The organism is Mycobacterium sp. HUMS_12744610 (genome assembly GCF_041206865.1).
Lineage (GTDB): Bacteria > Actinomycetota > Actinomycetes > Mycobacteriales > Mycobacteriaceae > Mycobacterium > Mycobacterium servetii.
Map to the genome: position 1 here is coordinate 5,671,348 of NZ_JBGEDP010000001.1, position 24,594 is coordinate 5,695,941.

Consider the following 24,594-nt stretch of genomic DNA (forward strand, 5'->3'; position numbering starts at 1 on the left):
TGCATAGGGTTGGCCGGTGGCCGTCACCGACGTCTTCGCCCGCCGGGCGACGCTGGCCCGCTCGCTGCGGCTGCTCTCGGCGTTCCGGTTCGAACGGCGCGACCCGCCACGGTTCTACGGGGCGCTGGCCGCCGACACCGCGGCGATGGTCGGCGACCTGTGGCAGGCGGCCCGCGGCGAGGCCCCGGCCGGCCGCACGCTGCTCGACGTCGGCGGCGGGCCCGGCTATTTCGCGGCGGCGTTCGACCGGGCCGGTGTCCGCTACATCGGCGTCGAGCCGGACCCGAACGAGATGCACGCGGGCGGCCCCGTGGGGCCCGGGACGGGGCCGGGCGGGGGCACGTTCGTCCGGGCGTCGGGCATGGCGTTGCCGTTCGCCGACGACTCCGTGGACATCTGCCTGTCGTCCAACGTCGCCGAGCACGTGCCGCGGCCGTGGCAGCTCGGCGGCGAGATGCTGCGGGTCACCAGGCCGGGCGGGCTGGTGGTCCTGTCCTACACCGTGTGGCTGGGCCCGTTCGGCGGCCACGAGATGGGGCTTACCCACTATCTGGGCGGCGCGCGCGCCGCCGCGCGGTACGCCCGCAAACACGGCCACCGGGCCAAGAACGACTACGGGTCGTCGTTGTTCGCGGTGTCGGCCGCCGACGGGCTCACCTGGGCCGCGAGCACGGGCGCGGCGGTCGCCGCATTTCCCCGCTACCACCCCCGATGGGCCTGGTGGCTGACGTCGGTGCCGGCGCTGCGCGAGTTCCTCGTCAGCAATCTGGTGCTGGTCCTCAAACCGCGGGAATGAAACATGTTCTCGTTTCGCGTCCCCTTGGGTAGGGTGGCGCCCATGGGCGCCGGCGACGATGCAGCGCGAAGCAATGAGGAGGAGCGGCGCAGATGCCCGACATCAAGACCGAATACGACAAGCTTTTCATTGGTGGCAAGTGGACCGAGCCGTCGAGTTCCGACGTGATCGAGGTGCACTGCCCGGCCACCGGCGAGTACGTCGGCAAGACGCCGCTGGCGGCGGCGGCCGACGTCGACGCGGCGGTCGCCGCGGCGCGCGCCGCGTTCGACAACGGCCCCTGGCCCACCACGCCGCCGAAGGAACGCGCGGCCGTCATCGCCAACGCGCTCAAGCTCATGGAGGAGCGCAAGGACAAGTTCACCGAGGTCCTCGCCGGCGAGACCGGCCAACCGCCCACCGGCATCGAGACCATGCACTGGATGAGCTCGATCGGCGCGCTGAACTACTTCGCCGGCCCCGCCGCCGACGACGTGAAATGGCGGGAGATCCGCAACGGCGGCTACGGGCAGACCATCGTCTACCGCGAACCGATCGGCGTGGTGGGCGCGATCGTAGCGTGGAACGTGCCGCTGTTCCTGGCGGTCAACAAGCTGGGCCCGGCGCTGCTGGCCGGCTGCACCGTGGTGCTCAAGCCGGCCGCCGAAACACCATTGAGCGCAAATCTTCTGGCGGAGACGCTCGCCGAGGCCGGCCTGCCCGAGGGCGTGCTGTCGGTGGTGCCCGGCGGCATCGACACCGGCCAGGCGCTGACCTCGAACCCGAACGTCGACCTCTTCTCCTTCACCGGCAGCTCGGCCGTCGGCAAGGAGATCGGCCGGCGCGCCGCGGACATGCTCAAGCCGTGCACCCTCGAGCTCGGCGGGAAGTCGGCGGCCATCGTCCTCGACGACGTCGATCTGGCCTCCGCGATCCCGATGCTGGTGTTCTCCGGGATCATGAACACCGGCCAGGCCTGCGTGGCCCAGACCCGGATCCTGGCCCCGCGCTCGCGCTACGACGAAATCGTCGAGGCGGTAAGCAGTTTCGTGCAGGCGCTGCCGGTGGGCCCGCCGTCGGACGCAGCCGCCCAGATCGGGTCGCTGATCTCGGAGAAGCAGCGCGCCCGCGTGGAGGGCTACATCGCCAAGGGCATCGAGGAGGGTGCCCGGCTGGTGTGCGGCGGGGGCCGCCCGGAGGGCCTGGACGGCGGCTTCTTCGTGCAGCCCACCGTCTTCGCCGACGTCGACAACAAGATGACGATCGCGCAGGAGGAGATCTTCGGCCCGGTGCTGAGCATAATCCCCTACGACACCGAGGAGGACGCGATCAAGATCGCCAACGACTCGGCGTACGGCCTGGCCGGCAGCGTCTGGACCACCGACATCGACAAGGGCATCAAGGTCGCCGAGAAGATCCGCACCGGGACCTACGGCATCAACTGGTACGCCTTCGACCCGTGCTGCCCGTTCGGCGGCTACAAGAACTCCGGCATCGGCCGCGAGAACGGGCCCGAGGGCGTCGAGCACTTCACCCAGCAAAAGAGCGTGCTGATGCCGATGGGCTACACCATCGAGGGCTAGCCAAAGCTGACACGCCACGCCGAGCGTGCACTCACCGCGAGATTCCGACTTCTCGCGCCGGGTGCACGCTCGGCGTCTTTTCGGCTCCCGGCGGCCGGCGGCCGGCGGCCGGCGCCCGGCGGCCGGCTAGTTATTATGCAATAAACCATAGAATCCGGGGCGCGACCTTCGCCCCCAGGGTAGGCATTGTGACACTGGTCTCACCCGTTTCGCGTGGTGTGCGGTTTAGTTAGGGAATAAAAGTTGCTGACTGGACGGATGTCTTATATGATTCTCAGCATAATCAAAGGCCCCACACGGCCGGGGAGAAAACCATGTGGATCATCGAGCTCAACGTCGGCGGCTACCAGTTCACGCGACAATTGCCGGACCTCAAGCGGCGGCCGTTCCGCTTCGGTCCGCGCGACATACACTGGCCGGTACCCCGGCATTCGCACGCTGCATGACCCCGGCCATTGGAGGTACGACCGTGCCGACTAACAGGCCGACGACCACCGACAAGGCTCCCGACCGTCCCGCCGCCAAGCGGTGCGACACGCGCACGAACATGCTGATCAGCGCTGCCGAGGTGATGCGCGAACGCGGGGCGGCCGGCGTGACCATCGACGAGGTGCTCGCCCGCAGCGGCGCGCCACGCGGCTCGGTGTATTACCACTTCCCCGACGGGCGCAGTCAGATCCTCAGCGAGGCGCTGCGGTACTCCGGGGACTCCATCACCGCGATGATCGACGACGCCGCCGGCTGGGGCGCGCGGGCGCTGTTGCGCGAGTTCGTCGAGTTCTGGGAGCGCCTGCTGACCGAGGGTGACTTCGGCGCCGGCTGTCCGGTGGTGGCGGCCGCGATCGGGTCCACCGACGACGAACGCGCGCTGTCGACGGAGGCCGGTGCCATCCTCGGCCGCTGGTGCGCGGCGATGACGCGGGCGTTCGTCGCCGACGGCTTCGACGAGGGCGACGCCGCCTCACTGGCGGTGATGTCGATCGCCGCGCTGGAGGGCGCGATCCTGCTGTCCCGCTCGACGCGCAGCATCGATCCGCTCCACCATGTCTGCGATCAGATCGAATTCCTGATCAAGGCAAAGGAATTCGTCATCCGCAACGGCCTGCCCGACAAGCGGGAGAGCTAGTGCTAGTCGCTGGCCGGTAGCGGCTTGACCTCTTTGAGCTGCAGCGGGGTCGCGCCGATGCTCAGGCTTCCGGCGCCGGGCTTGGTCACCAGCACCTCGGCGCCGTCGTCGTCGACGTAGCGCTTGCCCATCACGCTGCCCCCGGCGAACGCCGGGTCGAGCTCGCCGGACCGCGGCGCGCCGATCTCCACCATCGGCGCGCCACCGCAGCGCAGGTCGTCGAGGCTGTCGGCGCTGCGCACCACGATGACCTGGGTGTCGCACACCTGGCTGGCCAGACGGGTTCCGTTCTTGATCATGCGTGCAGTCCTTCCAACTGTTCGACTATCTCGCGGCGCAGCACCTTGCCGGTGGGGGTGGCCGGCAGCTCGTCGCGGAACACCACCCGGTCCGGGGTCCGCGACCCCCGCAGGTTTTTGCGGACGTACTCGCGCAGGTCCTCGGGGTCGGGCTCGCACCCCGGGGCCGGCACCACCACGGCGACGATCGCCTGGCCCCACTGCGGATCCTCCACCCCGACCACGGCGACGTCGCGCACGTGCGGGTGCTCGACGAGCACCTCCTCCAGCTCGGCGGGGGCGATGTTCTCCCCGCCGCGGATGATGGTGTCGTCACTGCGCCCGCCGATGAACAGGTAGCCGTCCTCGTCGAGCATGGCGATGTCCTTCGTCGGGAACCAGCCGTCCTCGTCCAGCACGGAACCGATCCCGGTGTAGCGCCCCGAGACCTGCTCGCCGCGCACGAACAACTCCCCGGTCTCCCCCGGCCCAAGCACCGTGCCGTTCTCGTCGCGGATCTGCACCTCCACGCCGGGCAGGGGCCGCCCGACCGAGCCCAGCCGCCGGGCGCCGGCGGCGTCGGACGCGGCCTGTGCCGCGCGGTGGTCGTCGGGGGTCAGCACCGCGATCGTCGAGCTGGTCTCGGTCAGGCCGTAGGCGTTGACGAACCCTACGCCCGGCAACAGTTCCAGCGCCCGGCGCACCAGCGGCAGCCCGACCTTGGAGCCGCCGTAGGCCAGGTTGCGCAGCGACGGCAGCTCGCGGGAGGCTGCGCCGCCGGCCTCCAGCGCGGTGACGATGCGGTCCAGCATCGTGGGCACCACCGTCGCCGTGGTCACCCGCTCGGCGTTGACCAGCCGGACCCACTCGCGGGCGTCGAAGTTGGGCAGGTACACCATCTTTCGCCCGGCGTACAGGTTCGACAGCGCGGCGCTCACCCCGGCGATGTGGTAGGGCGGCACACAGATCAGCGCCGCGTCGGTGTCGTCGGCCGAGGCGAATTCGACGCTGCCGGTCACGTAGCTGGTGAGGTTGTTGTGCGTGAGCTCGACGGCCTTGGGTTGCGACGTGGTGCCCGAGGTGAACAGCACGATCGCGACCGAGTCCGGGTCGGCGAACGCAGGGACGTCGGGGCCCGGCTCGCACTCGCGCGCGGCGGTCAGGAAGTCGTCGGAGACCAGCACCCGCGGCGAGGCGTCCCCGACCGCGTCGCGGTAGCGGGCGTCGACGATCACCAGCGGTTCGGGTAGCCGCCGGATCAGGGTCTGGATGCCCTCGGCCGACAGCCGGTAGTTGATCGGGGTGAACGCCACCCCGGCGCGGGCGGCCGCGAAGATCAGCACCGGCAGCATGTCGCCGCCGGTGCCGACGTAGGCCACGTGCCCGGCGCCCGAGGCCGCGATGACGCCCGCGCCGCCGTCGGCGAGATCGCTGAGCTGCTGCGTGGTCAAGCGCACGTCGTCGCAGACGACCGCCGTGCGATCGGGGTTACCCGACGCGGCCATCTCGAGCAGCAGCGAAATGCTCATCCCCGAACCCCCGAAGTGGACTCTACGAACATAGTGTATCGGTGATCAGGAGCCCGTCCAGCGCGGCGGACGCTTCTCGGCGAACGCGACGGCACCCTCCTTGGCGTCGTTGGACGCGAACACCGGGCCCAGGATCTTCATCTGTTCGGCGAACATGGTGTCGCGGCTCCAGCCGCGGGACTCGACGATGATCCGCTTGGTGGCCGCGACCGCCAGCGGCCCGTTGGCGGCGATCCGCTCGGCCAGCGCGATCGCTCCGTCCAGCGCCCCGCCCGGCTCGGCCAGCGCGTTGACGAGCCCGAGGTCGTGGGCGCGCTCGGCCGACAGGTTGTCCCCGGTCAGCGCCAGCTCCATCGCGACCGCGTACGGGATGCGCTCGGGCAGCCGCAGCAATCCCCCGCCGCCGGCGACCAGACCCCGCTTGACCTCGGGGATCCCGAACGCCGAGTCCCTCGACGCCACGATCAGGTCAGTGGCCAGCGCCAGTTCGGTGCCCCCGGCCAGCGCGTATCCCTCCACCGCGGCGATCAGCGGCTTGTCCGGCGGACGCTCGGTGAACCCCATGCCACGGCCTTCGACGACGGGCAGCTCACCCCGGGCGAAAGCCTTGAGATCCATACCGGCGCAGAACGATCCGCCCGCGCCGGTGATGATCCCCACCGACAGGCCGGCGTCGGCGTCGAGCCGGTCCATGGCGTCGGCCAGGCCCCGGGCGACCGCGGCGTTGACCGCGTTCTTGGCCTTGGGGCGGTTGATCGTGACGATCAGGATCCGGTCCCGTTGCTCGACCAGGACCTCGGGTTCCCCCGCGCCGGCCTCTTCATTCCCTGTGTTCACGGTGCGCCGAAGCTCCTTACCAAGTCGGTGGCTGTTCCCGGTTGATGGTAGCGGTCGCCGGAAACGGCGTTAGCGGCAGTCGAGAGTCCGGTTACCCGCCGCGGCGCGGGCCGCGTTCAGGCGGGAGCCATCGCCGTCTCGACGACCGTCAACTCCTCGGAAAGCCCTGCGGCGCGGCGGATCTGGACGAAGTCGGCGACCATGGCCTCGGTCACCTCGTGGGGATCCTTGAGGGTGGCGCCGTCGGACAGCACCGAGATGTTGAGCTGGTCGACGTAACTCCACACCGTGATGTTCAGTCCGCTGCCGGCGGTCAACGGGCCCACCGAATAGATCTCGGTGACCAGCGCCCCGCCCACCCGGCCGCGCTGCCGGGGACCGGGAACGTTCGAGATGTTCAGGTTGAGCACTTTGTTGTGCGCCTCCCGGCCGGACGCCCACCGGAAGAAGGATTCCGTGGGTGCCGGCGGCATGTAGGCGGCCCATCGGCTGACCAGCTCGGGGCCCATGAGCTGGTTGCTCTCCTTGGCCAGGAGGGCGTTCTCGCGGCTGCACCGCACCCGCGCCAGCGGGTCGTCGGAATTCGTCGGGAGGCCCACCAGCACGCCGGTGAACCGGTTTCCGGAGATTCGCTCGGGAGAGAAGTCGAAACTCATCGGCACCGACGCCAGCAGCGGTTCGGCTTTGCCGTCGTAGCGGAGCAGCAGCGTGCGCAGCGCTCCCGCCGCCATCGCGAGCACCATGTCGTTGATCGTCGCCCCGAGGCGCTTGCCGGTCTCCTTGACGTCGGCCAGGGCCAGCGTGGCGGTGGCGAATCGCCGCTCCGGGGTGATCTTGTGGTTCATGAACGTCGGCGGCGGCTCGAACGGCCGGGTCAGCTCCGGGGACAGCTTGCGCGAGCTGCGGCGCACCCGGGCCAGGCCGTCGGCGGTGTAGCGGATCGTGTGGGGGATCCGGCTGATGTGGCGCAGGTGGTCGGCGAACGCCGAACCCACCAGCCGGCCCGTCGTGGGCGCCGGGTCCGGCACGTAGGGGCCGCCTTCGGGCCCGGGCTGCAGGTCCATGCCGCGGGCCATCAGGTTGGCCGAGGCGACGCCGTCGGCGAGCGCGTGGTGGATCTTGCCGACCACCGCGATCCGGTTGTCGGCCAGCCCCTCGACGAAGTACATCTCCCACAGCGGCCGGTCGCGGTCCAGCGGGGTGCTGGCGATGCGTCCGATCGCCTCGTCGAGTTCGCGGCGACCGCCGGGAGCCGGCAGCCGCCACGGGCGGATGTGGTAGTCGAGGTCGACCTCGCAGTGCTCGCGCCACATCGGGTGGTGGAACTTCAGCGGGATCTCGACGAGCTGATAGCAGAACGGCTCGAGCTTGTTCAGCCGGCCGCCGATGACCTGGCGGAACTCTTCGATGCCGAAGTCGCGTCTGTCCTCGCTCAATTCGATGACGGCGACCTTGATCGTGTGCATGTGCACGTTCGGCGTCTCGCTGTACAGCAGGACCGCGTCCCAGCCGCTGAGCCGTTTCACCGCTGCCCCTTGCCCATACGGCGACGATACTCAGCGGTGGCCTCAGATGACCTCTTTTGCGCCGATCCGCGCCTTGGTGCGGTGGACCTGGTTGAGGAATAGCGCCGTCGCGTGCGCCATCTCGCCGGCCCGCTCGCCGTCGACGAGGTCAAAACCGTGGCCGGCGCCGGGCAATTCGACGTAGCCGACCTTCGAATGCGACGCCGCGCGCAGCCGTTCGACGAAGCTGCGGGCCTGCGCCACGGGGATCACGGAGTCCTTGCTGCCGTGAATCACCAGAAACGGCGGGGCATTGCGATGGACCCGCGCGATGGGCGACGCGTCGCGGAACAACTCCGGGTGCCGCGCGATCGAGCGTTTGACCACAACACGTTCCAGGAAGTCGACGAAGCGGGCGCGCTCGGGAGTGGAGCGGTCCTCCCAGTCGTAGCGGCCGTAGATGCCGACCACCGCGTCCACGGAAGTGTCGGCCCCCTCCGGCAGCTTCTCCCGGTGCGCGGGGTCGCCGGGGGTCAATCCGGCCAGCGCCGCCAGGTGCCCGCCGGCCGAACATCCCGCCACCGCAACGAAATCGCGGTCGCCGCCGAACTTGTCGACGTTGGCCCGCGCCCAGGCGATGGCGGTCTTGGCGTCGACGATGTGGCGCGGCCACCGGTGGTGCGGCGCGACGCGATAGTCGACCGCCAGGCACACCCAGCCCTGCTCGGCCAACCGTGACATCAGGGCGGACCCCTGGCCCACGCACCTGCCGTGCACCCACGCCCCGCCCGGGAGGAACACCAGGACGGGCGCGGGCTGCGCCGGCAGGTCTTTGCGCCGCCACACGTCGAGGACCTGCGCGGGGTGGTCGCCGTAGTGCACCGCGCGGCGGTAGAGGTAACGGCGTCTGCGCAGCGCGTCCCAGATCGGCGGGGTGCGGTCCGCGGTGGGCCATTCGCCGTCGAGATCGGCCGTCGGCACGACTTCCCGCAGCGCCGCGACGGAGACGTCGCGGGTGGACTCCCGGTCGCGGCGGCGCGCGTCCTGGATGCCGGGGGTCAGCAGGTCTTTCGTCATCGAGGCCAGGGCCTCGGGCGCCTGCCGCACCCCCCAGACGCCCATCGCGGTGACACCGCCCAGCGGCTCCAGGTGCTTGCCGACCACCGGCAGCGACGCCCCTGCAACGCTGAGGGCCAACGCGTAATCACCGGGGCGGGTCCGTAGCAACCACTTCACGCACGATGTCATGCCCGGTACCTCGCCGTCATTCCGCGAGGGTACCCCCGCGCGCCGCGCGGAAACTGACGTTTGCGTCGAACACGTCCGCGTCGCCTAGAGGGCCGTGAGGCTCGCGATCACCCGGGCGCCGACGAGGCGCACGTCGGTCAACGTCAGCCCCACCTGCGCGGCCAGCGTGTCGGCGCTGTCGACACCGACGGACGCCCAGCGGAACCACGGCCCGACGTCGCCGCCGGACTCCAACCGCACCCAGTGCACCCGGATGCCGATGGCCTCGGCGTCGAACTCGGCGACGCAGCGTCCGCCGCGGCACAGCAACTCGGCGGCGCGGCCCAGGATGCGCAGCGGGTCCCCGCCGAGGCCGATGTTGCCGTCGACCAGCAGGACCGTCTGCCACTGCCCCGTCCCGGGCAGCGGCTCGAAGACATCGCCCAGCAGGGCCGGCGCACCCCCGCGGCCGGCCAGGCGGATCGCGGCCGCGGATCGGTCGATACCCAGCGCGGGCACCCCCCGCTGGATCAGCCGTGCCACCAATCGCCCTGGGCCGCAACCGAGTTCGATCGTAGGACCGTTGCACAGCTGGGTGACGGCCTCGTCGAAGTCCTCGTCGAGCGCCTCATCGGGGGCGGCCGCTTCGCCCGGCGGGGACCGCACCCCAAGCCAGCGGTGAACCGGCAGCAGCCGCACCTCTCCGTCCTCGTGGCGGATCCAGCATCGTTCACCGCCCAGCGCCCGATCGTAGAGATGCCCCAGCAATTCTGTCCCTCGCTCCTGCCCGGCCCGCCGGCCCGGGCGCGTGGGGCGCCCGTCGGGGAGGGGTTGTGGCCAACCCGCATCGCCGGGTGCCGGCATGCGCCGCGTCCACCGGCATTCCCACCGATACCCCGATCTTTGCTCGGCTAACCCAGAGCCTGCCAGAGCCGCGCGCCGGCGGCGCGCGGTGGTTCGGCGTGCGGGTCACCGGTTCCGCCGGCGCGGACGAATCGCCGCGTGCGTAATACTCGATCCATGCCGAACAGCGACGTTCACCCCGACTTGCGCAGAGCCGCCCGATTCACGCCGCGGCACATGATCGGCCCGCGGACGCTGCGGATCATGCGGGCGGCGACGAGGCTGCGCGGGCGCGGCGGCGCCGGCGACGTCGAGGTGGTCGGGTTGGGTCCGGGTAACGGGGTGCGGGTGTCCCGGCCCGTCGGCGTGACCGGGCCGACGCCCGCGCTGCTGTGGATCCACGGGGGCGGCTACGTGATCGGCAGCGCCGACCAGGACGACCCGGTGTGCCGGCGGTTCAGCACCCGTTTGGGCATCACCGTCGCGTCCGTGGAATACCGTCTGGCGCCCGAACATCCGTATCCGGAGCCGCTGGAGGACTGCTACGCGGCGCTGAGCTGGCTGGCGGGGCTGGGATCGGTGGATCCGGGGCGGATCGCGATCGGCGGCGCCAGCGCCGGCGGCGGGCTGGCGGCGGCCCTGGCGCTGCTGGCCCGGGACCGCGCCGAGGTCGCCCCCCTGTTCCAGCTGCTGGCGTATCCCATGCTCGACGACCGCAGTTCGGCGTCCGGGGATCACCCGGACCACCGGCTGTGGAGCGCGCGCAGCAACCGGTTCGGCTGGGCGGCCTATCTGGGCGGCGCCGATCCGGAACTCGCCGTCCCGGGCCGGCGCACCGACCTGGGCGGGCTGGCGCCCGCGTGGATCGGCGTCGGCACCCACGACCTGTTCCACGACGAGGACTTGGCCTACGCCGAACGGCTGCGGGCCGCCGGGGTGCCGTGCCAGGTCGAGGTCATCCCCGGGGCGTTCCACGGCTTCGACATGTGGGTGCCCAAAGCCGCAGTGTCCCAAAGGTTCTTCGACAGCCAGTGCGACACCCTGCGCGCGGCGCTCACCCGGGCGGCCTGAGCGGCGCTCACATGGCCGCTCACATGGCCGCTCACATGGCGAAGTAGACGAGCTCACCGCCGATGACGGTGGCCGCGACCATGCCGGCATCCAGCTCGGCCAGCGCCGTGGCCGGCGGCTCGCTGAGCACGCAGAGGTCGCCCGGCTGCCCGGGCTCGACGCTGCGGGACCGGGCCGGCCGATCCGGTTGGCCCGTGAACATCGTCAGAGCCCGGCGCGCCGAGACGCTCTCGCCGGCGTTGAGGACGGCCCCGCTCGGCGTGGTGCGGTACACCGCGGCGCGCATCGCCGTCCACGGGTCCCCGTGGCCGAACGGCATGTCGGTGGCCAGCGCCACGGGCACCGCCGCGGCGAGCAGCGACGCGACGCGCCACAACTGCCCGTGCTCGGCGGCGGGGACGTCGGCGAGGTACTGATCGCCGCGCTCGGCGACGAAGTTGGGCTGGGTGACCACCGTGACGCCGAGATCGGCGAGGTCGGCCAGGGTGTCGTCGGGCACCACGGCGGCATGCTCGATGCGGTCCCGCGGATGGCTTCCGGCGGCGCGCAGGGCCGCGATCGTCACCACCAACTGGGCGGCGGTGACGCAGTGGACGGCGACCGGCCCACCGCCGGCGTGGCGGTCGGCGATCCAGCCGGTGAGCTCGTCGAGGTCGAGGCGGTCGTCCTGCAGGATTTTCTTGCCCGGGGACAGGAAACGCAGCCGTGGCCGGAACTCGCCGCCACGGTGCGCCTCGACCAGCGAAGCCATGCCGGCCGGATCGAGGTCGGGGGTGGCGTCGGTGACGCCGGTGACGCCGTACGCGGTGATGCGACGGCTCAGCTCGGCGAGGTCGCTTTCACGCCGCAGCACGGCGTCCGACCAGCCGCCGTCGGCGCTGCGCAGGCGCCCGTCGGGATGATCGGCCAGCCCGACCCGGCCCAGCGCCTCGGAGTTGAGGATCCACAGCGCGCCACTGCGGTGCTGGATGCGCACCGGGATCGTGGGCACCATGGCGTCCAGGGCGCTGCGGTCCAGATCGCCGGCGACCGATTCGTGATAGCCGATGGCGCGGATCCATCCGTCCGGGCCCGGCGTGGCGTTCGACAGCAGTTGGGTCAGCTCGGCCTCGGTGCTGACGCCGGGGGGCCCGACGACGAACGAGTCCAACGCCGACGCGGCCGAGCGCACGTGCACGTGGTGGTCATGCAGCCCGGGCAGGACGGTGCCGCCGTTGGCATAGAGCACGCCTTCCCCCGGCCTGGCCTGCAGGCCGTCAGAGAGCGCGGCCACCTCCTCGATCCGTGCGTTGACCCGGACGTCGACGATTCGGCCGTCGAGCAACGTCGCTTGCTTGATCAGCATGACGGGCAGCGTCTTTCGGCGATCAGGCGGCGCACGGTGCGATTGTCCGCGCCGAGTTCGGCCGCCCGGCCCGAGGGGCGCGGCGGGCGCGGCGGCAGCGCCGGGCAATGCGACACCGACGGCTCGGTCGGCAGCGCGGCATAGGTCGCGGCGACGCCTGCCATCGCCACCTCGATCAGCTCGCCGCCACCACGGTCGAGCGAGTCGGCCAGCGCCGCGGCGGCCTCCAGCCCGGTCAGCGGGTCGGCGATGGCGTCACCGCAGAACACCGGCCCCTGCGGGCTGGCGCCGACCAGGCCGCCGCCGACCGCGGCGTCGTCGCCGAACGCCGGCCTGGGGTCGCCATATCCGCTGATGCGCAACCAGATTCGGCCCGGTCTCGGTGCAAGGTGCTCCGGCCCGAGACCGCGCCGGGCCAGCGCGGCCGGACGCGAGCCCTCGATCACGACGTCGGCCACCGCCAACAGTTCCCGCAACTCGTCGGCCTGTTTGTCGAAATCGACACAGCACGAAAGCTTTCCAGCGTTGACCCAGTCGAAGAACGCGCGGTTGCCGTTTCGGGTGCCGTCCGGGCGGCGCGGGCTTTCGACCTTGACGACGGTGGCCCCGGCACGCGCCAGCAGTCGCCCGCACAACGGTCCGGCCCACATCGAGGACAGGTCGGCCACCAGCAGGCCCGGCCCTCCGCGGGCGGGCGCGCGCGGGCCCGTTCGGCGGATCCGGGGCGCCGTGGGCGTGGCCTCACCAAGTCGGGCTGCCGGAATGTCCAGCAGGGTGGCGCGTTCGGTGATCTCCGACGCCGGACGCGTTGCGGCCCAATGCGCGAGCGCCGGCCACGGGTCCTCGGGCACGTCGTCGGCCCGCAGCAGCGCCGGGACGGCCGCGCGGTCGTCGGGCCGAGACAGCGTGAGCGCACACCAGTCGTCGCGGGCCGCCAACAGCCGCGTGGCGCCGCCGACCGACACCCGGCCCCCGCGGGAAAGTTCGAGCAGCGCGGCGCGCCCGGTCAGCAGTCCGGCCGCATCGACGTCGACACCTAGCCGGCGAGCGGCGGCGGCGCCGACGGCGTCGGCCCGCGCGAGCACGTTCGCCCGGGAGAAGTCGGGGGGGCCGTCGGGCCGGCCCGTCAGACAGGCCAGTCCACTGTCACCCCACCTGCTGAGCCACGTGTTCGGCGCCGAACTCACCCCACCATGGTGCTCGCAGAGCGCCGGGCCCGCGGCGCAGGGGCGAGTCGGTCACGACGGGCGATGCGCCAGCGAGTGCCCGCGTTTGTGCGCCCCGGGGACCGGGCGATCTCTCCCCTCCGATAAAGACTGGAAGGATCTTTTGCCGACATTAGCAACACTTTTGGTACGCGGCTGGGCGTACACCCCGTCCCCCGCTTTTGACGATGACCGGGCCCAGCGGAGCCGTGGGGCCGAATCCCTTGCGCCCGTCGGCTCGCCCGATCCGACCGCCATGGGGCCTGGGCGTATCCGGTCCTCAACGCCCGCGATGCGATGCTTCCGCGCCGATTGTACTGGCCTTTTCCTTGGCGCCGACTCGTGTGTAGCAGGGCCCGGACGCTTCCGACGCCCTGCGCCGCGAGGTCGCCAGGGTGTCCCATGACATGCAGGCCGCCGACGGCGGGAACGGACTAGGCGGCATTACCGGCAGACCCGCCGGATCCGACGGACCTCGGACTACGTGCGGCGCGACCGAGCGAGCGCGCAGCGGCGGGTAGCGCAGCGGTCGACATCAGATGCCGTTGACGCAGCTCACACCGGTGCGAGCCCAAACCTTGAGGCGGAACGGTGCGCCATGGGCGTAATTGTGACGCGGAGCATATTGTACTTGTGTTTTACAGATAATCGGTTTTAAATAGGTCGGTCCCTCATACTCTGAGTGCACTACGGGTCGTAGTCATCGTTGACACATCGGGCCTCGGGAAGGCAGTCGGACAACCTCCAGCGTTGTTCGACGGACCAGGTGTCACCAAACAGGCAGGCGGTTTCGGATGCAGTCATGCAGGCAGGTGAGTTGCGGGCCTCGGTGGACGCGTTCACCGGGTCGGCTCGGTGACTCGCATGCGCCTGGGCGGGACAACCGCTGGTGCGGTTGTCGCGCAATCACGGCCCGCACGACGCAGGAGTCCACCGCCGTTCGGGGCTTGACATGATCGACTTTGGTGCCCTGCCACCGGAGGTCAACTCCGCGAGAATGTATGCCGGTCCCGGCGCCGGTTCGCTGGCTGCCGCCGCGCTGGCCTGGGACAACTTGGCCGCCGAATTGAACTTCGCGGCGGGCCACTACAGATCGGTGGTCGCCGGTTTGACCGCGGGACGATGGCTGGGCCCCGCGTCGCTGTCGATGGCATCCGCATTCGGACCGTATGTGGCATGGACGGTCGGCCTCGCCGCCCGCGCGGCGGAATCTGCCGGCCAAGCCAGACTCGCCGTGGAGGCCTATGAGGCCGCGTTCGCGATGACGGTGCCGCCGACCGCGGTCGCCGCCAACCGGGTTCGACTCGCGACGTTAGTTGCCACCAATTTTTTCGGCCAGAACTCGGCGGCAATCGCCGCCACCGAAGCCGAATACGGCGAGATGTGGGCGCAGGATGCCGCGGCCCTCTACGAATACGCCGCACATTCGGCCATTGCTTGCGAATTGACGCAACTGGTCCAGCCGCCGCAGGTGGTCAACCCGGCGGGGGCGGCCGCTCAGGCGACGGCGGTTGCCAACTCCGCGGCGGCATCGCCGGCACAGCAGCTGTCGCTGACCAACCTGGTTTCCTCTATTCCTTCCATGCTGTCGGCACTTTCGTCGCCCGCTTCGACCCTGGCGGGCCTTAGCGGCTCGTCGCCGGGTTTCGAGGTGGCGGCCTACGCATTGCCCTCCTGGTCCATGGCGGCGGCAACCCCGGTCTACGCACTGTCCTCCATCCTCGGAATCGCCCAGAGCGGCCAGGGTTTGGCGGGGGCCTTCACCGCTGTGGAAGGAGCTGCGGAAGGTGCGGCCGCCGAGGCGGCCGGGGCGGCCGCCTCGGGAGCCGAGGCGCTCGGATCGCTCGGCCCCGGACTGGTGGGGAGCCTGGGCACCGCGACCTCGCTAGGCCCCTTGTCGGTGCCGGCGAGCTGGACGAGCGTCATTCCCTCGGCCCAGATGATCGGCTCCGTCACCCCTTTGTCGGGCGCCGGCCTGCACGGAGCCGGCATGTCGCCAAGCGTGCTGGGCGCGGCCCCGCGCGCCGCCATGGCTGGTGCAGCGAGATCGGTCGGGCCCCGGTACGGCAACATCCCCACGATCATGGCACGCCCTCCCTCCGGCGGATACGTGTAGGCCGGGTGATGACCACAGACCGGCTCTTTCCCGGAGCACATTCAGCAGTGGCGACAGCCGGCGGCTTCGTCGACGGCGGCGGTTTCCCCTCCTACTCGTGGTCGCGGCGCCAAGGCAAGCAATCGTGCGTAGTCAGCTATCACGCCAGCGGCGGGCGGGTCCCGGCGGGCGAGTACCGGATCCGCTGGCATGGAGGGGACGTCGGCGTCGAATGGCCCCTGGCGACGAGCCGATTGGCGGCGGTAAAGAAGGCGGCATCATGCTGATCGCCCCCACCGGATCCCGGCGCCGCTTTGAGATATCGTCGCATCGCCAACCGCGGGAAAGCATCGACATGATCCCCGACACGCGATCCGCTGCAGTTGTGCGAATGGCCCTCAGCGGCAGCATCGTTGAGCGTCGCGAATTCGACGAGGTGTTGTCGGTCATCGCGTCCCGGCTGCAATCGGCATCGGGTGTCGGCTTGGCGGTGGGGTCGGTCAACCTCGACCACTTGGGCCATTTCCACAACGTCAGCGCGGCGCCCGTCGGCGCGCTGGAATGGCTGTTTCTGGCCGACGGCATGCCGATCGCCTGGCGAGGCCGGCTGCTCACCGGCAAACGGTGGCCTCGAATCACCGGCACAGACCTGCTCCCCAGCGTGCTGCTGTTGGCCGAGAGGACCGGTCAGCGGGTCGGCTTCTTCGGCGGCAGCGTCGAGACCCACCGCCTGCTCTCCGGTGTTCTGCGTGAACGTTTTCCGGCACTTGCTATCTCAGGAATGTGGGCGCCGGACGCACGCAGCATCGCGTCGTCCTCCGCCGAGTGGGTTGCGGCGATCCGCAATGCGCGCACCGACATTCTGATCGTCAGCCTCGGCAAGCCGCGGCAGGAGCAGTGGATCGACCAGCACGGCTGCGCGTCGGGCGCGCGGGTCTTCCTGCCGTGCGGCGCCGCGATCGGCCACTTGGCGGGCAACGTCAAGCGGGCTCCCGGCTGGATGCAGGACTGCGGACTCGAATGGCTCTTCCGGTTGATCCACGAGCCCCGCCGGCTGGCGCGCCGCTATCTGCTGAACGGTCCCATCGCTTTACTGCGCGTGACACGGGCACAGCTCATCCGCTACCCGGGCGCGCATCGCGCGGTCACGCCGGTCGGCGCCTGCGCCGACCCGTCCGGCACCGGCCAAGTTTGGGTGCAGTCCGAAACGACGAGTGTGTAGGCACAGGTTGACGGCGATGACCTCAGTAATCCAGCGGCCGACGAACGGTTCACCGGTCACCGCTTGTCCGACACCGCCGCAGGGTCGAAATACCCGGCAGCGCTGGCAGATCCGGTATTCGCACCGGATACGTGCCACCGATTCGCTGATCGTCTGCGGGTCGGTGATGCTCGCCCAATACCTGCGGTTCGGCACCTACCCGGAACTTTCGGGTTACCCGGGCCCGCTGATGACGCTGTTCTCATTGGTTTTCATCGGTCTCTGGCTGTCGTGTCTGACGATATTCAGGACAAGGTCGACGCACGTCATCGGAGCTGGGATCGACGAGTATCGACGCATCTGCAGCGCGTCGTTCTGGACGTTCGGAATCATCGCGATGGTGACGCTCCTCGCCAGGATCGAGCTGGCCCGGGGCTATCTGGCCGTTGCCCTTCCCGTCGGCACCATCGGACTATTGACCAGTCGCAGCATGTGGCGCAGATACATCTGCGCCAGGCGTGGGCACGGCGAGTACCAGACGGCGGTATTGGCGATCGGACACCGGCGCGAGGTTTCACGCATGGTGCACGAAATGCAGCGCAATCCAGTCGACGGTTACGTCGTCGTCGGGGTGTGCATACCGGGATACGGTCCCCCCCGCGGCGAATCCCTGACGGCCGGATACCGCGAAGTACCCATCCTCGGCGACGAATCCCACGCGCTGGACGCGATCACCTGCTGCGGTGCGGACGCCGTGGTGGTGACCCAGACGGAGAAGTTAGGTTTCCACGCGATCAGAAACCTGATGTGGCAGTTGGAAACGACGGATGTGGACCTCACGGTGTCGCCGGGGGTCGTCGACGTCGCCGGGGCACGGTTGACCCTGCGGCCCATCGCCGGATTCCCGCTTCTGCATGTCGAGAAGCCGCGATACGAAGGGACCCAGCGATTTCAAAAGCGCGCGTTCGACTTCTTCTTCGCGCTGGCAGCGCTCTGTGTATCGTCGCCGCTTCTGGTCGCGTGTGCGATCGCCATCAAGCTGACGAGCAGAGGACCTGTCTTCTACCGTTCCGAACGCATTGGTCTCAACGGTCAGCCCTTCACGATGCTGAAGCTGCGCACGATGACGACAGGCGCCGATACCCAAGTCGACCGTCTGCTGCACCTCAATGAGGGAGCCGGCGGGATCTTGTTCAAGATGCGTGACGACCCGCGCATCACACCCGTCGGCAGAGTGCTGCGCCGCTTCAGCCTCGACGAACTTCCCCAGTTCATCAACGTGCTGAAACAGGAGATGAGTGTGGTCGGGCCACGGCCGCCATTGCGGCGCGAAGTCGAGAACTACGACCGTCATGTCAATCGGCGGCTGCTGGTGAAGCCGGGCGTCACCGGAATCTGGCAGGTAAGCGGCCGTTCAGAACTTTCCTGGGACGAGTCGGTCCGGCTGGATCTGTCCTATATCGACAACTGGTCGATGGCGGGCGACCTCATGATCATCACCAAAACGGTGAAAGCGGTATTGGCAGGCCACGGGGCATACTAGGTGGAGTCAAACATGCCGACCCATAACCGGAACACTCCAGCGCAGCAACCGATTCACCGCCCGGTTTGCCGGTCGCCGTTTCTCGCGCCGCCACCGTGTGCCCAACCCCCGCGCAGGCACCGCGGCCGAGTCGGCGCAATCGTCGGCGCCGCCTTTCTGGTCGCCGGGATCGCGACGATTGCCGTGTTCTCGCGCCTGCAGAGCAGCGACTTCAGTTCCCAGGACCGGCACTATCTGGCGGTGATCCGCAATCCCTGCGAACACAGCGAGGTCTTGGACACGACTCGTTGCAGCAGTTGGGGCCAGCAGCGTTGGCACTGGCCGGATGACAAAACACTGGTCGAGGATGCAAACGACGTCTGCGCGGCGGAGGCCGATGCCCAGTGGGAGGTGAAGATCCGGACCGGCGGCAGCTTGATCGCGGCACGCCATCCCGCTTTCTTCGATTTGCAAGTTGGGGTGGAGGAGGTCGCCGCGCGCAATGTCTATTGCCCGAACGTGATTGCGCCCGCCGGCGAGAGCCCCGACCTCGCTGCGGCGATCGGGCTCAAGGGGACGCCGTGACGGTTTGTGTCACCTACGCAGCCTTGCCGCGCCGCTGCCCCTACCACCGCTCTCCGAGCGTCTGCACTGCCGGCGACGGTGCCCTGCCCGCGAAGTGTGGGCCGGCTTCGATGTAGGCATCTCGGCGGCGCCCGGGCAAAGCCACGCGTCTAGGCCATGTCGGCCGCACCGCCGTACGTCGGCGACCGCCACGAATTCGCGCAGCGGGCGACCGCCTTCTGGTTTATTAGAGGTGCAAGCCGTCTGAGCAGACCTCTGAGCAGGTATGGAGAACACGAGGTGGCCCCCGGTCATGACTGAGCCGACCGCACCCGGAACCGACGCGCCGGCGATACCCGTCGCGCGGCTGGCCCATGCGTTCTCGGTCCAGCTGGTCTGCCGGGTACTCGGGATGCTGGCCTCGGCAGTGTCGGTGGCGATGACCGCGCGGTTCCTGGGTCCCGGACGCTACGGCCAGCTGACCGTGGCGGTCGCGTTCGTCGGCATGTGGATCAGCCTGGTCGACCTCGGTATCGGTCGCGTGATTGTGCGCCGCGTCGCCGCCGGGGGCGCCGACCTCGAACGACTCGTGCGGGTCTACAACGGATTGTCCCTGGTGTACTGCGTGCCGTTGGCGGCATTGGCAGCGGGCTCCGGGTTGCTTCTCTATCACGATCACGACGTGCGCGTGATGCTTGTGGTGTTGTCGGCACAGCTGCTCATGTTGACGATGACGACACGGCTGGAGCCGGTTTTTCTGGTCACCGTGCGGTTTTCCGCGGTGGCCGTCTCCGACCTCGTCAGCCGACTGGCCACGCTGGCCGCGGTGACTTTTCTGGTGTTCGAACGCGAGGACGTCATCTGGTTCGCGGTCGTACAGCTGATTCCGACAGCGTTGCAAGTTCTGATCCAGAGCCATGCGGCCGGACGGCACGTGTCGTTGCGACCGGTCTTCGCGCCGCGGGAGGCTGCTGATCTGTTGCGGGACAGCTTTTTTCTGATGGGAGTGACGGTAGTCACCGTCCTGTACTGGCGCGTCGACGGGGTGATCTTGTCTTTGGTGAACACGCATACGGAGGTCGGCGTCTACGGGCTGGCCTTCTCGATCGCGATCAACACCCTGATCGTGGCGGTGTTCTTCCTCAAATCCACACTTTCGACTGCCACGGAGCTGTTTTCGCGTGATGTCGTGGCATTTGCCGGGTTCATCCGCCGCAGTGTCGAGTTGATGTATTTTGCGGCGGTCCCGATCGCCGTAGTCGGCGCGTTGGTCGCCGAACCTCTGACCGCATTGTTCGGCAGTCAGGCGTTCGTGGAGCGCGGCGCGCCGACGCTGACGTTGCTGTTGACCGCAGTGGCGCTGCGCTTCGTCACCACCACCCTCGGCGAGGGCCTGTTCGCCAGCCACCACCAGCGGTTCTGGTTCGGTTTGTCCGCCGCCACCTTGGCGATCAACGTCGTGCTCAACCTGGCTCTCGACGGCAGATTGGGCGCCGTGGGGGCGGGTGTCGCATTGGTGTGCACGGAAGCGTTCAACATGACCGTCGCCAGCTGGTGGCTGCGCCGCCAGTGCGGTTACCGTACGCCGGTGCTGTTCTTACTGCGGGTGCTGATACCGACGGGAGCGAGTGTCGTTGTGACGGAGCTCCTTTCGGGTCAGCACGTGGTACTGGTTCTGGCCGCCGCGGCCATCGTCTACCTCGCCACCAGTGCGGCCGTCGGCCCGCTCACCTGGTCGACGATGTCCTCCCTGCGCCGGATGCAGGCGACGCCATGACCCGTCGGGAGCGGGCCTACATGACCCGTCGGGAGCGGGCACAGATGAAGCGCCAGATGGACCGCGCCTATCTGCGCCAACCGGCCGGCGCCGGCGTCGCGCCGCATTCCGAGCGCCCGCTCGCCGTGCTGATCGTGTCCCACGCGCCCCACGAATTGCTCGAGATGTGCCTGAGCAGCGTCGCCGAGCAGGTACCCGAACTACCGGTCTACGTCCACTGCAGCGGCGCCGACGCAGATCCCCGTCGCGAGCAACTCGCCACCCTGTTCCCCACGGTCCACTGGGTGCCGCAACAGGAAAACCTTGGCTCCTCCGCAGCGTTCAACGCGTTGGTGGCACAGACGCCGGGCGGCACAGACCTGTTGTTGCTCAATCCCCACTACCGCCTACAGAGCCCGTTGGACCGCACCCGTGAGTTGCTGCGCCGGCCCGGCGTGGCCGCCGTTTCGCCGATGGTTCGTGACGACGCCGCACCCGGTCGAGAGCCGTGGGACTGTGCGTCACGTCGCCGGACACTGATTCGCTCGCTGGTCGCGGCCGCCGGCTACGCCGAACCGCTCCGCGGCACCCCCTTGTCACACCTTCATGCCCGGCAGCCTCCCGAATCGGAAAGCATAGCAGGCCATCTGAGCGGCAACTGCCTGGCGATCAGTCGGGCGGCGTGGGACGCGATCGGCGGTTTCGACGAGGAATTCCTCTGCCACGGTGAGGAAGCCGATTGGCAGGCCCGTGCCCGCGGGGCCGGCTGGCACATTCTGCTGGCCGACGAACTCGGCGCAGTCCGCGCCCAGCCGGCGCCCGGCGCGGCCGGGCGCGGAACCGATTCCACGGTCGGTCGCCCAGCGGCTGGTGATCGCCGCGACCGGGATGTGGAACGCACCAACATCGCCCTGCTACTCGAACACCAGGCCGGCGTTCACGCCGCGGACCTGTTTCTGGTCGGCACGACGCTGCTGGAACGAGTGCAGCGCCCGAAAACAGCTGTGCGGTGCCGTGATCGCCGCCGCACAGATCTGCCGGCGATCGTGATCACCACCAACCGCCTCGTCTACGGGGGCGCCGAGCGGCAAAAAGCCCTGCTGGCCACGGAGTTGGACCGCCGCGGCTACCCGGTCACCATCGTGTGCATGCAACGCTTCGGCCCTTTGATCAAGGAAATTCCCCAGGGCGTGCGCGTGGTGCGCCAGCCCTGGTGGGCGCCGCTCGTCGACCTGCCCACGGGTCCGGCGGTGCTCATCAGTGGCGACACCAACACCGAGACGGGCTTCGCCACGTTGTGGCGCGCGGCATCCCGCGATCGGCGCTGGTTGGTCGCTCCGCATGTCCCTCCCGAGGAGGACCGGCCGATCTACTCCAGGCCGCTCACCGGGGCGATGTGCCGCGCGGACGGTTTCGTTCTACTGGCACAACGTCATTGGGACATGCTTACGGCTACTCATCGGCTCAGCGGACGGTGCTTCACCGCACCCAACGGCGTCGCCTGGACCGGCTCGCCGCCCCCCCGCGTCCGGGCGGCCGGCGAGCCGCCACACCTGGTGATGCTCTCGCGGATCGTCGAGCACAAAAACCCGCATCTGTTGATCGACGCGCTGGGCGGCCTCACCGATGCGCGGTGGAGGCTTTCGATCTTCGGTGACGGTCCCGATCGGGAGCGCTTGCAGGCCCTCACCCCCGCCGGGCTGCGAGATCGGGTGCGGTGGTGCGGATGGTCAACCGGCCCGGGACCCGCACTGGCCGACGCCGATCTGCTCTGCGTCCCGAGCCGATCCGAGGCGTTCCCGCTGGTGATTCTCGAGGCCATGGCTCGGGCCGTTCCGGTTGCCGCGTCGGCGGTCTGCGCCGTTCCGGAGATGCTGGATTTCGGAGCAGCCGGCTTTGTCGTGGAGCCCGTGTCGGTGTCGGGATGGCGGGAACACCTGGCCCGGATCCTGGCAGACCCCGCCATTCTGCCGTCCGTTGGCCTCCGCGGCTTGGAACGCATGCGCAAGCACTACACGGTGGACGCGATGACCGATGCCTATCTCGACGCCGTCAACGCCGTACTGTGAACGCCTCTCGAGTGCTGTGGCTTTCGCCGTGGATGCGGTCGCTGGCGCGCGTGCAGGCCGAAGCTCTGCGGCGCCGGGGAACCGACGTACTGTTGGTGACCACCGACCAGCATCCGGAGTCCGACGCCGCGCGCGACTACGAACTGGTGCTCGACCCGGGTTTGCGAACCGCCGCGTCGTGGCCCGCTATCGTCTCGGCCCGGCGGCGCGTTCGCGAATTTCGACCCGACGTGGTGATCACCGAACTGGTGCGCGATCCCCGCTGGATCGCGCTGGCCGGCCGGACACCGCGGATTCAGCTGGTGCACGACGCCGGCCCGCACGACGCCATAGAACAGCGGCGGGCCTACGAACCGGTGATATTCGACCGATGGGGCGCCCGCTCGGCCGCCACCCTCAGCTACAGCGAGTACGTCGCAACCGCCGTCGCCACTCGCCGCGACGTAGCCGGCACGCATGTGTATGTGTCGCCGCTCACCAGCGACCTCGACCCCACGCTGGTCCCGCCGCTGGTGGGGCCGCAAGGACGGCACGGTTTCGCCATGGTCGGCCGGCTCTACCCGTACAAGAACGTCGATGTCGTGCTGGCCGCCTGGCAACGACACGTCGACGGCGGCGGCTGGCGCGGCGACGACCTCACGCTCATCGGCGACGGACCTGGGTACGAGGGCGCCCTACCCGAACACACGTACCGGCTCTCCGGCTGGTACCGCTACCGCGACGTCGTGGCGTTACTGGCCGCCGCTAAAGGGTCGGTCATCCACTACCGGCGTGCCTCACAAAGCGGCGTTCAGGTGCTCTCGATGCAGCTGGGCGTGATGCCGATCGTCTCCCCCGCCGGCGGCCTGCCCGAATACCAGCCTCCTGGCTGCCCGCCTGTCGGTGTGGACGACGTGGCCGGGCTCGCCGCCACCTTCGATGCCCTGGCAGACCCGTTCACCGCGGCGACCCAGGGCGCCGCGGCGGCGCGCCACTACGCGCGCCGATTCGCCGTCGACCGCGTCGTGGATCGCTTGCTGGACGTCATCGCCGAGGTGCTGGCCGGTGCGGTGTGACGGCAAAATCGGCATACCCGTTCACCCCTTCTGGGCGACCAGCGCGACATTGTCCGAGAAAAGACCGAGCTTGCACAGCAATGTGCCACACCAGCGGCGCAACGCAGACGCGGGCAACAGCCCCAAAATCTTTTCGACTGACGACTCGATCCGCAGGAATAAGAATCCCAACTTGTCAGAGTCAGCGAAATTTCCGGCGCCCAGGATCGTCGCGAGCACACGAAATCTCCGGGGCACGAAACCACAGTAGACGGAGACGAAACCGGCCCGCCGCACCGCCTCGGCCAGTTCGCGGTTCGTATATTCTTTAAGGTGCATCCCTTGCGGTTCGGCGATTTTGAAAACACGAGAAACGTCGTGTGGTCCGGTAAATCTGTTCGGCGTGTTGAATACATATCGCCCACCCTTTTTCAGGATGGAGTGGACGCCCCGCAAATGCCAATCCAGATCGTCGGGATGAAGATGTTCGATCACTTGATCTGAGACCACGGCATCGTAAGTCCCGGCTGGCTCGAACGTGCCCAGGTGCACACCGTCCGACCTCCCCCAGGAAAGGTTCGGGGGCGCGTCGGCCACCAGCGCTTCTCCGCGTTTGCCGGTGATCTCGCTCCCCTTGCAGTGGTGACCGTTGCGGGCTAGGTACACAATCAGTTCCCCTTGCCCGGATCCGATTTCATAGACCGACTTCGGCGGTGGACCGACTAATTGCAACCATCTCGCGAATCTTTCAGTGGGCGGTGCGGTGTCGGCATCGCCGGAGAACTTGTTGAGCCAGTCCAACTCGTCGTACAGCCGCGTGTAACAACGATCGAAGACGCCCCATCTTTCGCCGGGGGCGGATTGAAGCAATTCTGCCGTCAGTTGTCTCTCAAGCTGCCAATGATGCAAAATCATCTGCCGGGTGATATCGACCTCGGCCGGGATGTCGTAGATCTTCTTGTAGCGGGCGATCAACTTTTCTTCCCTGGGTTCCATCAAGCTTCTATCCCTAGCTTCGCGATGAGCGGC

General features: G+C 69.0%; 21 protein-coding genes. 12 read left to right on the forward strand and 9 right to left on the reverse strand.

Going from position 1 to position 24,594, the window contains the following annotated elements:
- Positions 1–16: 16 nt before the first annotated feature.
- The 4 genes from AB8998_RS27555 (at position 17) to AB8998_RS27570 (ending at position 3,484) form a co-directional block, all read left to right on the forward strand.
- Positions 17–796 (forward strand): class I SAM-dependent methyltransferase, encoded by a 780-nt coding sequence (locus AB8998_RS27555; protein WP_369741076.1) that lies wholly within the window; start codon positions 17–19, stop codon positions 794–796.
- A 92-nt stretch (positions 797–888) separates the two neighbouring features.
- On the forward strand, positions 889–2,358 hold the full coding sequence (locus AB8998_RS27560) for an aldehyde dehydrogenase (RefSeq protein WP_369741077.1): 1,470 nt from the start codon (positions 889–891) through the stop codon (positions 2,356–2,358).
- A gap of 314 nt (positions 2,359–2,672) precedes the next feature.
- Entirely contained in the window at positions 2,673–2,804 is a 132-nt protein-coding gene (locus AB8998_RS27565; RefSeq protein ID WP_369741078.1) for a hypothetical protein, read from the forward strand.
- The gene (locus AB8998_RS27570) at positions 2,801–3,484 is read left to right on the forward strand and encodes a TetR/AcrR family transcriptional regulator (protein ID WP_475582077.1); all 684 of its coding nucleotides are present in this window, start codon (positions 2,801–2,803) and stop codon (positions 3,482–3,484) included. The genes AB8998_RS27565 and AB8998_RS27570 overlap by 4 nt, the downstream gene beginning before the upstream one ends.
- 2 nt (positions 3,485–3,486) lie before the next feature.
- Here the strand turns inward: AB8998_RS27570 and AB8998_RS27575 are convergent, their stop codons facing one another.
- The 6 genes from AB8998_RS27575 to AB8998_RS27600 all read right to left on the reverse strand — a co-directional run bounded on the left by AB8998_RS27575 (position 3,487) and on the right by AB8998_RS27600 (position 9,628).
- Positions 3,487–3,783: a hypothetical protein gene (locus tag AB8998_RS27575; protein ID WP_369741079.1), complete on the reverse strand. Its 297-nt coding sequence runs from the start codon at positions 3,781–3,783 to the stop codon at positions 3,487–3,489.
- Complete coding sequence (locus tag AB8998_RS27580; protein ID WP_369741080.1) at positions 3,780–5,291, reverse strand: class I adenylate-forming enzyme family protein; 1,512 nt, start codon at positions 5,289–5,291, stop codon at positions 3,780–3,782. The genes AB8998_RS27575 and AB8998_RS27580 overlap by 4 nt, the downstream gene beginning before the upstream one ends.
- A gap of 45 nt (positions 5,292–5,336) precedes the next feature.
- Positions 5,337–6,128, reverse strand: coding sequence for a crotonase/enoyl-CoA hydratase family protein (locus AB8998_RS27585; protein ID WP_369741081.1), 792 nt, complete (start codon positions 6,126–6,128; stop codon positions 5,337–5,339).
- 116 nt (positions 6,129–6,244) lie between these two features.
- Complete coding sequence (locus tag AB8998_RS27590) at positions 6,245–7,654, reverse strand: WS/DGAT/MGAT family O-acyltransferase (protein WP_369741082.1); 1,410 nt, start codon at positions 7,652–7,654, stop codon at positions 6,245–6,247.
- A 42-nt stretch (positions 7,655–7,696) separates the two neighbouring features.
- Positions 7,697–8,881 (reverse strand): alpha/beta hydrolase fold domain-containing protein, encoded by a 1,185-nt coding sequence (locus tag AB8998_RS27595; protein WP_369741083.1) that lies wholly within the window; start codon positions 8,879–8,881, stop codon positions 7,697–7,699.
- 84 nt (positions 8,882–8,965) lie between these two features.
- Positions 8,966–9,628 carry a class I SAM-dependent methyltransferase gene (locus AB8998_RS27600; RefSeq protein WP_369741084.1) on the reverse strand — a complete coding sequence of 221 codons (663 nt, stop codon included), beginning with the start codon at positions 9,626–9,628 and terminating at the stop codon, positions 8,966–8,968.
- Between the two features lie 252 nt (positions 9,629–9,880).
- Between AB8998_RS27600 and AB8998_RS27605 the strand changes: the two genes are divergently transcribed.
- The gene (locus tag AB8998_RS27605) at positions 9,881–10,774 is read left to right on the forward strand and encodes an alpha/beta hydrolase (protein WP_369741085.1); all 894 of its coding nucleotides are present in this window, start codon (positions 9,881–9,883) and stop codon (positions 10,772–10,774) included.
- Between the two features lie 31 nt (positions 10,775–10,805).
- Here the strand turns inward: AB8998_RS27605 and AB8998_RS27610 are convergent, their stop codons facing one another.
- Both AB8998_RS27610 and AB8998_RS27615 read right to left on the reverse strand, forming a co-directional pair.
- On the reverse strand, positions 10,806–12,119 hold the full coding sequence (locus tag AB8998_RS27610; RefSeq protein WP_369741086.1) for an amidohydrolase family protein: 1,314 nt from the start codon (positions 12,117–12,119) through the stop codon (positions 10,806–10,808).
- Positions 12,113–13,306 (reverse strand): CoA transferase, encoded by a 1,194-nt coding sequence (locus tag AB8998_RS27615; protein ID WP_369741087.1) that lies wholly within the window; start codon positions 13,304–13,306, stop codon positions 12,113–12,115. The genes AB8998_RS27610 and AB8998_RS27615 overlap by 7 nt, the downstream gene beginning before the upstream one ends.
- A gap of 970 nt (positions 13,307–14,276) precedes the next feature.
- Between AB8998_RS27615 and AB8998_RS27620 the strand changes: the two genes are divergently transcribed.
- The 7 genes from AB8998_RS27620 (at position 14,277) to AB8998_RS27650 (ending at position 23,586) form a co-directional block, all read left to right on the forward strand.
- A complete protein-coding gene (locus tag AB8998_RS27620) occupies positions 14,277–15,440 on the forward strand; it encodes a PPE family protein (RefSeq protein ID WP_369741088.1) in 1,164 nt (387 codons plus the stop codon).
- Positions 15,441–15,699: 259 nt separating this feature from the next.
- The gene (locus AB8998_RS27625) at positions 15,700–16,641 is read left to right on the forward strand and encodes a WecB/TagA/CpsF family glycosyltransferase (RefSeq protein ID WP_369741089.1); all 942 of its coding nucleotides are present in this window, start codon (positions 15,700–15,702) and stop codon (positions 16,639–16,641) included.
- Between the two features lie 16 nt (positions 16,642–16,657).
- Positions 16,658–18,163 (forward strand): sugar transferase, encoded by a 1,506-nt coding sequence (locus AB8998_RS27630; protein ID WP_369741090.1) that lies wholly within the window; start codon positions 16,658–16,660, stop codon positions 18,161–18,163.
- A gap of 12 nt (positions 18,164–18,175) precedes the next feature.
- A complete protein-coding gene (locus AB8998_RS27635) occupies positions 18,176–18,727 on the forward strand; it encodes a hypothetical protein (protein ID WP_369741091.1) in 552 nt (183 codons plus the stop codon).
- 292 nt (positions 18,728–19,019) lie between these two features.
- The gene (locus tag AB8998_RS27640) at positions 19,020–20,483 is read left to right on the forward strand and encodes an oligosaccharide flippase family protein (protein WP_369741092.1); all 1,464 of its coding nucleotides are present in this window, start codon (positions 19,020–19,022) and stop codon (positions 20,481–20,483) included.
- Between the two features lie 44 nt (positions 20,484–20,527).
- The gene (locus AB8998_RS27645) at positions 20,528–22,531 is read left to right on the forward strand and encodes a glycosyltransferase (protein ID WP_369741797.1); all 2,004 of its coding nucleotides are present in this window, start codon (positions 20,528–20,530) and stop codon (positions 22,529–22,531) included.
- An 11-nt stretch (positions 22,532–22,542) separates the two neighbouring features.
- Positions 22,543–23,586: a glycosyltransferase gene (locus AB8998_RS27650; RefSeq protein ID WP_369741798.1), complete on the forward strand. Its 1,044-nt coding sequence runs from the start codon at positions 22,543–22,545 to the stop codon at positions 23,584–23,586.
- Positions 23,587–23,607: 21 nt separating this feature from the next.
- Here AB8998_RS27650 and AB8998_RS27655 read toward each other — a convergent pair whose 3' ends face one another.
- Complete coding sequence (locus AB8998_RS27655; RefSeq protein ID WP_369741799.1) at positions 23,608–24,561, reverse strand: class I SAM-dependent methyltransferase; 954 nt, start codon at positions 24,559–24,561, stop codon at positions 23,608–23,610.
- Positions 24,562–24,594 lie beyond the last annotated feature (33 nt).

Bases quoted from the DNA above. Each gene is read 5' to 3' on its own strand.
- AB8998_RS27560 (WP_369741077.1), top strand. From the start codon at position 889: ATGCCCGACATCAAGACCGAATACGACAAGCTTTTCATTGGTGGCAAG.
- AB8998_RS27565 (WP_369741078.1), top strand. From the start codon at position 2,673: ATGTGGATCATCGAGCTCAACGTCGGCGGCTACCAGTTCACGCGACAA.
- AB8998_RS27570 (WP_475582077.1), top strand. From the start codon at position 2,801: ATGACCCCGGCCATTGGAGGTACGACCGTGCCGACTAACAGGCCGACG.
- AB8998_RS27575 (WP_369741079.1), bottom strand. From the start codon at position 3,783: ATGATCAAGAACGGAACCCGTCTGGCCAGCCAGGTGTGCGACACCCAG.
- AB8998_RS27580 (WP_369741080.1), bottom strand. From the start codon at position 5,291: ATGAGCATTTCGCTGCTGCTCGAGATGGCCGCGTCGGGTAACCCCGAT.
- AB8998_RS27595 (WP_369741083.1), bottom strand. From the start codon at position 8,881: ATGACATCGTGCGTGAAGTGGTTGCTACGGACCCGCCCCGGTGATTAC.
- AB8998_RS27605 (WP_369741085.1), top strand. From the start codon at position 9,881: ATGCCGAACAGCGACGTTCACCCCGACTTGCGCAGAGCCGCCCGATTC.
- AB8998_RS27610 (WP_369741086.1), bottom strand. From the start codon at position 12,119: ATGCTGATCAAGCAAGCGACGTTGCTCGACGGCCGAATCGTCGACGTC.
- AB8998_RS27620 (WP_369741088.1), top strand. From the start codon at position 14,277: ATGATCGACTTTGGTGCCCTGCCACCGGAGGTCAACTCCGCGAGAATG.
- AB8998_RS27625 (WP_369741089.1), top strand. From the start codon at position 15,700: ATGCTGATCGCCCCCACCGGATCCCGGCGCCGCTTTGAGATATCGTCG.
- AB8998_RS27630 (WP_369741090.1), top strand. From the start codon at position 16,658: ATGACCTCAGTAATCCAGCGGCCGACGAACGGTTCACCGGTCACCGCT.
- AB8998_RS27635 (WP_369741091.1), top strand. From the start codon at position 18,176: ATGCCGACCCATAACCGGAACACTCCAGCGCAGCAACCGATTCACCGC.
- AB8998_RS27640 (WP_369741092.1), top strand. From the start codon at position 19,020: ATGACTGAGCCGACCGCACCCGGAACCGACGCGCCGGCGATACCCGTC.
- AB8998_RS27645 (WP_369741797.1), top strand. From the start codon at position 20,528: ATGAAGCGCCAGATGGACCGCGCCTATCTGCGCCAACCGGCCGGCGCC.
- AB8998_RS27655 (WP_369741799.1), bottom strand. From the start codon at position 24,561: ATGGAACCCAGGGAAGAAAAGTTGATCGCCCGCTACAAGAAGATCTAC.